The 10683-nt window shown below is 62.8% G+C and carries 2 protein-coding genes and 1 pseudogene; all 3 read left to right on the top strand.

Annotated features, from left to right (window positions below; all coding sequences use genetic code 11):
- Positions 1-137 precede the first annotated feature (137 nt).
- Positions 138-8363: a polymorphic toxin-type HINT domain-containing protein gene (locus BM013_RS40285; RefSeq protein WP_371281925.1), complete on the top strand. Its 8226-nt coding sequence runs from the start codon at positions 138-140 to the stop codon at positions 8361-8363.
- Complete coding sequence (gene imm45, locus BM013_RS40280) at positions 8363-8731, top strand: Imm45 family immunity protein (RefSeq protein ID WP_093136404.1); 369 nt, start codon at positions 8363-8365, stop codon at positions 8729-8731. The genes BM013_RS40285 and imm45 overlap by 1 nt, the downstream gene beginning before the upstream one ends.
- 704 nt (positions 8732-9435) lie before the next feature.
- A pseudogene (locus BM013_RS40275) lies at positions 9436-10503 on the top strand (ShlB/FhaC/HecB family hemolysin secretion/activation protein); the annotation flags it as partial.
- Between the last annotated feature and the right edge of the window lie 180 nt (positions 10504-10683).

The following is a 10683-nucleotide window of genomic DNA, read 5'->3' as shown; positions in this document are numbered from 1 at the left end:
ACGCGGGCATCTGGGCGAGCGAGCTGAAGGTGGTGGCGGGGGCGAACGAGGTGTCGGCCGATGCGGGGCGGGTGACGCCGGTGGCAGGCAGCGGCACCGCGCCGACGTATGCGCTGGATGTGGCCGCGTTGGGCGGCATGTACGCGAACAAGATTGCGCTGATCGGCACGGAGGCGGGGCTGGGGGTGCGCAACGCGGGGAACATCGGCGCGGGCGCGGGGGGCTTGGTGGTGACTGCAGCGGGGCGGCTGGAGAACATCGGCACGCTGGAAGGGCAGAGCGTTCAACTTGCCAGCACCGCGAGCGACATCGACAACCGAGGCGGCACGATCCGCCAGACGGGCAGTGCGTCGCTGGAGATCTCGGCACCTAAGCTGAGCAACACGAACGGCGGCGTGATCGGGATCGAGCCCACCGTGGCTTCGGCACCGGCGCCCACCACAGGCAGCGGCGCTGCAACCCCGCCCGGCACAGGTTCGACCACCGGCTCGACGGTGGCGGGCAGCACCTCGTCCGCACCAGCGGCGTATGTCCCGCCACCGCCTGGCAGCATCGCCGCCGCGGGCGCCGTGCTGAACGACGGTGGCAAGGTCTACGCGGGCGGTCCCCTCACGCTGCGAGCCGCAAGCATCAACAACAACGGCGGCACGCTCAACGTGGCGAGCATGGCCGTCAACCAGCCCACGTTCGACAACCACGGCGGCACGCTCACCGTCAGCAACAGCTTCAGCGCCAACGTCGATCGCTTCGACAACAGCGGGGGCAAGCTGAGCGCCGGAAGCCTGGCGATTTCGACGACAGGCGATCTGACCAACGCCGGCGGTACGCTGACCAGCGCCACCGATGCGAGCCTGAGCGTCGGCGGCAGTGTCGACAACACGCGCGGCACGCTCTCCGCCACCGGCGCGCTGACGGCCGCCATTGCAGGTAACACCGACAACAGCGGCGGCACCCTGGCCGCCAACCAGCGGCTCACGCTGAACACCGGCGCGCTGGACAACACCCAAGGCAAGCTCCAGTCGGCGCAAGCCGGCGTGCAGTTGGCGGTAAAGAACCAGCTGCTCAATGGCATCGGGGGTTCCATCAACGCTGCCGCCGACGTGGGAGTGAAAGCAGGCGCGCTCGTCAACAGCGGCACCCTGCGTGGCACGAACGATGTCACCGTGGCGGTCGACGGCGTGCTTGCCAACGACGGCAACATCACGTCAGGCCGCAACACCACCGTCACCGCAGGCAGCGTGCGAAGCGGGGCGGCCGGCGTGCTGGGCGCCGGCATCAAGAGCGACGGCACGCTCGACAGCGCGGGCGACTTGCGCGTGAGCGCCACCGGCGTGTTGAGCGCGAACGGCACCAACCTCGCGGCCGGCTCCGCCGCGCTGCAGGGCGCAAGCGTCGATCTGTCGCGCAGCAAGACCAGCGCTGGCAACGTCGCCATTGCGGCCACGCAGGGCGGCGTGGATACCGGCAAGGCGGTGGTCACCAGCGCCGGGAGCTTGAGCGTGGCGGCCGTCACGGCGTTGTCGAACGTCGAGGGAACACTGGCGGCCAACGGGTCCACGCAGATCGATGCCGGCAGCCTCGACAACACCAAGGGAACCCTGGCCGGAGTGACGGGCGACTTGCGCGTCACGACCCGTGGCACAACGAACAACACGTCCGGCAATTTGCTGGCCGCAGGCGCCGTGGTGCTCGACAACAGTGGCCTGACGAACGCCGCCGGCAAGGTCAGCGCACGCACGCTGGCCATCGATACGCACACGGCAGAACTGAACAACGTGCGGGGCACGCTCACGGCGAGCGGCACCGTCAGCGTGAACGCCGGCGCGCTCTTGAACGACGCGGGCCTGGTGCAGTCCGGCGGCGCAATGACCATCGACACGCACGGCGCGGCGCTGGCCAACACCAACGCTGCTGGCTATGCCAACGGCCAGGGCGGCATCGTCAGCGCCGACACCCTGCGCATTGCCACGGGCGCTCCATCGGCCGTCTATGGCCGCGTGGACAACAGCGCCGGCTTCATCGGCGCGAAGAATGGCCTGGTTGCCGATACTGGCGAGTTCGTCAACCGCAATGCCGGCCTGGTGTTGGGCCAATCGACGCTGTCGGTGAACACCCATGGTGCGAGCTACGACAACCGCGGCGGCCAGACGCTGGCGGTGGGCGACCTGGGCATCGATGCCGGCAGCGTGCTCAATGCGGGCGGCCTGCTGCGCTCGACGGCCACCACCACGCTGCGCGCAGGGGGGCTGGACAACACCGCCACCTCCGGCGCCGATCGAGGCATCGAAGGCCGCAACGTGGCCATCACCGCCGCCACCGTCACCAACACCGCGGGCGCCATTCGCGCGGACGTGAACGTTGCGCTGACCAGCAACGGCCTGGTCGTTAACGGCGCGGGTGGCCTGATCTACGCGGGCGACACACTGACCATCGCCGACACCGCCGCCGCAAAAACCGCCAACGTGGTCAACGCAGGCACCTTGCTGGCCGGCAAAAAGCTCATCGTCGATGCGGCGTCGCTCACCAGCAGCGGCAAGCTGCTCTCCCAGGGCGACATGCATCTTGCATTGACGCAAGACGTTGCCATGGCCTCGGGCAGCGAGACCGTTGCCAACCGCGACCTGAGCATTGCCACCAGCGGCAACATCTTCAACAGCGGCCGCATTGCCGCCGGCAAAGACCTGTCGCTGTCCGCCACCCGCATCGACAACACCGCGACAGGCGACATCCAGGGCACGACCACGCGCCTGAGCGCCAGCGACACGCTGACCAACCGCGGCGTGATCGACGGCATCGTGACGCGCATCGACGCGGGCACGCTCACCAACATCGGCACCGGCCGCATCTACGGCGACCATGTGTCCGTTGGCGCCGGCACGCTCAACAACCTGGCCGAGACCGTCAACGGCGCCACCAGCGCAGGCACCATCGCGGCGCGCGCGCTGCTGGACATTGGCGCAGGCACCGTCAACAACCGCGACGGCGCGCTCATCTTCAGCGACGGCGACCTCTCCATCGGCGGAAGCCTCGACGCCGCGGGCCGCGCCACCGGTGCGGCCTCCAGCATCGACAACCATGCCGCAACCATCGAGGCGACCGGCAACGTCGACATCAAGACTGCAACGCTCAACAACACCAACGGTGGCGTGACATGGGCCTTGCAGCCCGGCGCGACCCGCAGCGTTGTGGAGTACGAAGTGCCGGGCAGCAGCACGCGCTACAAGGCCGAAGAAGTGCTCATCAGCTTTGGCGGCCTGCAGCAGTTTCCGGACACGGGCTGGAACGGGTGGAGCGCCGCGAGCGCGGCCAACCCGCTGACGGCCGGCAACGACCCTTACGCAAGGCTGCTGGTGCCTTCGCCGGACTACCCACTCGCCAGGTTCCGCGCGTACTACATGCAAAGCCCGGCCAGCAGCCAGGACCGCAGCTACCAGACGTGCGGCGGCGGTGAAGGCACGGCCTGCGACACCACCCACGTCGGCGGCGCCTGGTATTCGCGCACCGATCCGGTCTGGGCCACCTTCGGCGTGGCGCCGCCCGGTGCGGACCTGCCCATGGATTTCATCGGCCGGCGCTACCCCGACATGACCGTCGGCCAGACCGGCGTGATGGTTCCCGACGACACAGGGCACAACAACTTCGTGCCCTTCGACCACGCGGTCACCCAGGCCGAGTACGACCAGTGGCAGGACTACCGCCAGGCCCATGCGGCCCTGGACAAGGCCACGCTCAAGTTCATTCACACCATTGCCGGCTACACGTCACTCACGTCCACCGAGTACGAGCCCGGGCGCATGGCGTCGACTTACGACGCCTACGTGTACACCCTCACCACGTCCACCCCGGTGCTGCAGAGCTCCGCGCCGGGCAAGATCATTGCGGGCGGCGCAATGCGCATCGACGTGGGCAGCGGTGTCAACGACATGAGCCAGATCCTGGCCGGCGGCGCCCTGACCATCACCGGCGGCACCATCCTCAACAAGGGGCTGACCGTCGATGCGCCCACCGTGCAGGTCGGCACGGTGTCGCACAGCTACGTCGAGGAACACTCCGGCGACGACGTGCGGGTCAACCAGATTGCGCCGTACAACCTGACGACCAATGCCACCGTCACGCTTGCCGCGGCGCGGCAGGAAGGCCATGTGGCCGTTGCAGGCGCAACGCCGGGCCTGGGCGCGCTGACCGTGGGCCAGACCGGTGCTGGCGCGCAGGCCGCCGGCGGCGTTCGTGGCGGTGCCAGCGTCAACCCCATCGTCGAAGTGCCAATCTCCGGAGGGGCTGGAGGAACCGCGGGCGTAGCCGGTGCCACGGTGGTGCGCACCAGCGTGCCCGACGTCACGCTGCCCAGCGCGAGCCTGTTCAGGACGCTGGCCGACGTGTCGGGCCGCTACCTCGTCGAGACCGACCCGCGGTTCGCCAACTACCGCAACTGGCTGTCGAGCGACTACCTGCTCAACAACCTCGGCCTGAACCCCGATGCCACCCTCAAGCGGCTGGGCGACGGCTTCTACGAGCAGCGCCTGGTTCGCGAGCAAGTTGCGCAGCTGACCGGCTACCGCTACCTGGACGGTTTTCAGAACGACGAGACGCAGTACGCCGCCCTCATGAACGCCGGGGCCACGTTCGCAAAGCAGTACGGGCTGCGTCCCGGCGTGGCGCTGAGCGCCGCGCAAATGGCGCAACTGACCAGCGACATCGTCTGGCTGGTCGAGCAGACCGTGACCCTGCCCGACGGCAGCACGCAGCGCGTGCTGGTGCCGCAGGTCTATGTGCATGTGAGGCCGGGCGACATCGACGGCTCCGGCGCGCTGCTGGCAGGCGGCAGCGTGGACATGCGCTTCTCGGGCGACCTCACGAATTCGGGCGGCACGATTGCCGGGCGCCGTGCGGTCGCGCTCTCCGCGGACAACATCAACAACCTCGCGGGCCGCATCACCGGCGAAGACGTGTCGCTGACCGCGCGGACCGACATCAACGTCATCGGTGCCGTGGTCGATGCGCGCAAAAGCCTGAGCGCTTTTGCAGGGCGCGACATCAACGTGGTGACGACCACGCGCGACTCGAAGAGCGACACCGGCCCGCTGGCGCGCTCCGATGCCTCCAGCGGCGTGAACCTGAGCGCCACCACGCTCGACCGCGTGGCGGGCCTGTACGTCACCGACCCGGGCGGCAGCCTCACGGTGGTGGCCACGCGCGACGCCAACCTGGTAGGCGCCGAGATCAAGAGCGCGGGCGACGTGGCCGTGGTGGCCGGGCGCGACGTGAACCTTGCGACGGTGACCACAGGCCGCACGGAAGACATTCGCTGGAGCTCCGACAACACGCGCAAGGACGAGACCAGCAAGGAAACCGGCACCACCATCAGCGGCGCCGGCAACGTGAGCGTGGGGGCAGGGCGCAACCTCACGGGGGTGGCCGCCACGCTGAACGCGGGCGAAACGCTGAGCCTCAGCGCGGGCGAACAGCTCACCTTGATTGCGGGCCAGAACGCGGCGTCGGCCTCTACCAAGGACGCGCAGAAGGACGGCCTGACGCACTCCAGCGCAAACGGCGACAGCCAGGAGACCACCCTGGCGCGCACCACGCTCACCGCCAGGGACATCCAGCTCAAGAGCGGCGGCGACATGACCCTGGGCGCCATCGAGGCCAACGCGCAAGCGCTGGACATCGATGCAGGCGGCAAGCTCAACCTGCTCACGCAGAAGACCACCAGCGCCTTCAGCGGCTCCGAAACCGGCGGCGACGGCGCCTGGGTGTCGGCCAAGAGCGCGGGTCACACGGACGAGACCAGCCAGTACAACCTGTTCAACGTTCAGAACCTGAACATCAAGGCCAGCGGCGGCGTGACGGCGCAACTGGGGCAGAACGCCAACCTGGCCGATCTGGCGACGCAGCCCGGCATGGCCTGGGTGAACCAGCTTGCCAACGACCCCGCGCTGGTGAACAGCGTTCAGTGGCAGCGGGTGCAGGAAGAGCACAAGCAGTGGGCGCAGAGCCAGACGAGTCTGGGGCCGGTGGCCGCGCTGGTCGTCAGCGTGGTGGTGGGGATGGTGGCGGGGCCGGTGGCCGCGCAGGCAGGCGCTGCTGCTGGCGGTTCGGCGGCAGTGGCCGTTGGTGAAGGCGTGGCGCTGTCGGGCGGAGGCGCCTTCCTCACAGGCACAGGCTTCACCATTTCCGCAAGCGTTAGCGCCGCTGTGCAAGTAGGCGTCACGGCCCTCGCCAGTCAGGCAGCGGTGAGCTTCGTCAACAACGACGGCGACATCGGCGAGGTGCTCAAGGAGATGGGCAGCAGCGAGAGCGTCAAGAACATCGCCACAGCGATGGTCACAGCCGGTGTGCTCCAGGGGTTGGGCGATGCATTGCCGGAGAACCTTGCCAGGGCGACGAGCGGATCTGCCAAGTTCACAGACCAACTGCAGCGCCAGTTGATCGATGGTGCGGCCACTGCGGTGGTGCGCAGCGCGATCAAGGGAACCAGCCTGGAGGACGAACTGCGATCTAGCTTGGCGGATGCGATCTTGAATACGGTGGCAGCGCAGAGCGCCGACGGCATTGGGAAACTGAAGTACGACGGAGACATCAACGGCTTCACGCAGAACGTGCTGCATGCCATCGCAGGGTGCGCGGTTGGCGCAGTGCGCGCGAACAATTCGAGTGGATGTGGTGCGGGCGCGTTGGGTGCCGTCATCGGCGAAATGACGGCCAGTGCGTTCGGGCGGGACGAATACGGCAATGTGCTGCCTGGCGCGGTCGAGATGACTCAAGTGCTCGCGGCCATCGCGGGGGCGGTTGCAGGGCTCGATGCCAACGGTATTTATGTAGCCGCAGCTTCGAGCGCCAATGCAGCGATCAACAACGCACTCAGCATGCGTGGTTCGGCAAAGCTCAAGAGCGATCTGCGTTCATGCTCCAGTGGTACGAACAAGACTTGCGACGTCGACAAGTTGCGCGAAGAGATGACACGCGACATAGAGAAACAATCTGAACGCATCAAGAGTGCATGTGGTGGTTCGGGAAGTCTTGATAACTGCTCGGCGTTCGCCAACCATGCGAACTTGACGTTAGGCAACCTCGTTGAAGCGTACTTCTATGCAGATACGCCAGAAAAGAAGGCGCTGATGGATGACCTGATCGGTCGTCAGCTGACGGACATGACCGGGATGTACGAAACACTGGCGAAGCAGCAGTCCACGTCTAGCTTCGCTGACTCGCTGAAGACAGCAATCGTTGGCTCATTGCCCTATGCAAGCATGGCAGTCGGTGGGATGGTGGGGACCAAGTTGGGAATAACCATTGCGAAAGCCCCAAGCGGTAGCCAATACGCTGGAGGAGCGGCCACCTGTTCGTTCCGTGGCGATATGCAAGTCAAGACCCGTTCCGGCTATACCCAGATCAGGAGCATTCGTGTTGGCGAAAGCGTGTATTCACGCAATGAGCTCGATGGAACTGCGGGCTACAAGACCGTGCTGGCGCAGTACAGCAATCTGTATAAGGAGACGGTCTATGTGAGGGTCAAGAATGCCACGGGCCAAGCACAGGTCATCGTTTCCAACGCCATTCACCCGTTCTTTGCGCAGGGGTCGGATACCGAGAGCGGAACAGTTCTGCCGAAGGCGTCCGAAGGTCACGACTACCGCGGGCCAATTCTCAATGCGCAATGGGTCGATGCGGCAAATCTGAAGACGGGTTATCGCCTGCTCGGCAGCAGCGGTAATTGGCTGGAGGTTGTGCAAATCGGGCGGACGAAGGACGTGCTGCAGGCATATAACCTGACAGTTGCCGATTTCCATACCTACTTCGTTAAGGGGGAAGGTGGGCAGGAAGGAGTTTGGGTACACAACAATTGCTGGGACAGGCTGCCCGGTGACGCCGTTGCAACCGGCAAGACTACGCCTGATGGGCGGATGCTTTATGCCTTCAAAGATGCGGATGGCAAATATGTCACAGCTTACCAAGGGGAAGGCAGTGATACCAAGTGGTACAACCCAAAAGAATATTCGCCGAACTCTCCTGTTCCCACTGGCGGGAAACCTCCTGTTATTCCGCCAATAGCTGAGTATGAGCTGAAGGTAAATGGCCCCGGAATGCCGCCCGCTGAAAAACTAGCGTACAAACAGGAAATACTAAGAAGCGCAGCCACAATCAATGGTTGGGTGGAGGACAAGGCGCTCACCAAATTAAATGGTCGCGTGGTTTATCGTGATGCGAATGATTCGAAAGTGCTGTGGGCCCAAGATACACAACATGGTGCATTTGAAAAGACAAACTCGAAAGGCGTCCATCAAGGTGAATTCAAAATCAACGGGGAATCTGTTCCCAACTCAATTGACCGCTCTGGCGGCCATGACTTGAAGGTGAAATAATGGAATCCTGGATTAAATTAAATAATTACCCCGATGAATATATTAAATGCGGCGCTGTAATGCGCATTGCTTCTGTAAGGGAAAATAGAGAAAATTGGTATCAGGAAGATATTGTTGATTTAATGGTTTTTTATGCCGGAGCAGTATTTGAAGACGCTGCCTGTGGGCTAATTTCAATTTCGGGACATAAGGCCGGAAGAATCAATGCGACCTTTCCAAAAGAATCTGGCGATGAACATGGCAATGGATTGCGTCGAGACTGGTTAATAGGTAACTGGAATCGCTGGATTTATATGGATGGAAATGTAGATGACGTTTGGATCAGAAATCCCGAGCCAGTTCATTCAATGCCGATCGATTCCTTTTAAAAAAGAACTTATTGCAGTAGTGGTCGGTCTCTTGATTGAATTCTTCTGGGCGAGCGATCTCCCCAGCGGAAATTGGCTGGCCATATAAAATAAATAATATATCGAATTCATTATTGAAATTCAAGCGAAAAGGATTTCGTATGAATCTGCAACCAAATCGTGTCGGCCGAGTGGAGCTCCCGCTATGAGCGATAACGATCGAATTTATTTTGCTGCAGCAAAGCAATTGGCGAAATAACGAGCCGAGTCGCTTCTGCGTGACTAAGTCGGATTAGACGTCGAAAATGCTCGGCGAGAAATTTATCGACCGAATTGAGTTTTCGACGTTTTTATAAAATGGTTTTGATTTTCTACCCGAGGCGTCGCTAGCTGTTTCCGCCGCTTATGTGGTAAGAAAAATGGGAAAAAACTGATCAATGGATTTCCCGGAAATACTCGTTAGAGTATGTAATATTTGATGATCTGGGGTGTTTTGTTGGTAGCAAGAGACCAAGATGGCTGCATTGAGAGTGCCTGTTGTTCCAACGGAATTTGCGCGAATATTATTCCGGTTGGATGCGCGCAAATTTTCTATTGAGTTTGAGTTTGAGTTTTGATGATTGCGATCTATTTTTTGGCTTGGAGATATTCCTCTGTAGATGACTGCGCGGACCTGAAGAAGAAAAAGGGAGTCTGATTTGAAACGCAACTTATTGGCCGCTGCGATGGCGGCCGGTCCATTGCTCGCGCTTGCGCAGCAATCACCCACCACGCCCCAACCCTTCGTAGAACAGCAGCGCCAGCAGGAGCGCGAACGCGCGCTGCGCGAGCAGAACGAACGCACTGTTGACCAGCGCCCGCAGGCGGCGCCACCAGCGCCGGTCCAGCGCATCCTTGAATCCGAGTCGCCATGCTTTCGCATCGACAGGGTGCTGCTGGTCGGCGAACAATCTGAGTCCTTCCAGTGGGCCGTGGCCGATCTGTCCGGCCCTGATGGCAATGACTCCCCCGTTGGCCGCTGCTTGGGTACGGCTGGCGTCAACGTGGTTCTGGCGCGCGCCCAGCAGACCGTCATTGCACGCGGCTTCGTCACCACCCGTGTGCTCGCCGCGCCGCAGGATCTCTCTGCCGGCGCCTTGACCCTCTCGCTGGTGCCCGGCCGCATTGCGGCCATCCGCACGACCGCAGACTCTTCATCGACGCTGCTCGGCAGTTCGGTCTTGCTGGCCACAGCCATCCCCGCGCGCGCCGGCGACCTGCTGAACTTGCGCGACATCGAGCAGGGCCTGGAGAACCTCAAGCGCGCCCCCACAGCCGAAGCCGACATCCAGATCGAACCCTCGACCGCCCCCAACGCGCGCCCTGGCGACAGCGACCTCGTCGTCAAGTACGTGCAATCCAAGAAATGGCGCGTCACCTTCAGCCTGGACGACAGCGGCACCGAAGCCACAGGCCGCTACCAGGCCGGTGCCACTCTGTCCCTGGACAACCCCTTCGGCCTGAACGACCTGTTCTACGTCAGCGCCAACCACAGCATCAACAACCACGTCTTCGGCGATCCGGCCAAGGGCACCGAAGGCCAGACCGTTCACTACTCCTTGCCTTACGGCTACTGGCTGCTCGGCTTCACCGCCTCCAACAGCCAATACCACCAGAGCGTGGCCGGCCTGAACCAGGACTACGGCTACGCCGGCAAGAGCAACAACGCCGAGGTCGAGCTCTCGCGCCTGATCTATCGCAACCAGCACCGCAAGGCCAAGGTGGCCGTCAAGGGCGCGCCTTGGGCGTGGCGGGTTAAGGCGATTCAGCGAATTTCAGAATTTTTAACAAATGTTGACGACTGGATTTAATCTGGTGAAATTAACCCATAGGCGTTAATTTTATTGATTGCTGGCTATTTCGCGATCAAAAAGCGTGCAGAAGTTCCTTGAAAGCTGATGCTGCTCTTTCATAATCCCGCTCCCGCGGCTTTC

The organism is Variovorax sp. OK605 (assembly GCF_900115445.1).
In the GTDB taxonomy this organism is placed as follows: domain Bacteria; phylum Pseudomonadota; class Gammaproteobacteria; order Burkholderiales; family Burkholderiaceae_C; genus Variovorax.
The sequence above is the reverse complement of the archived record's forward strand: the minus strand, read 5'-3'. Positions and strand labels throughout refer to the sequence as shown.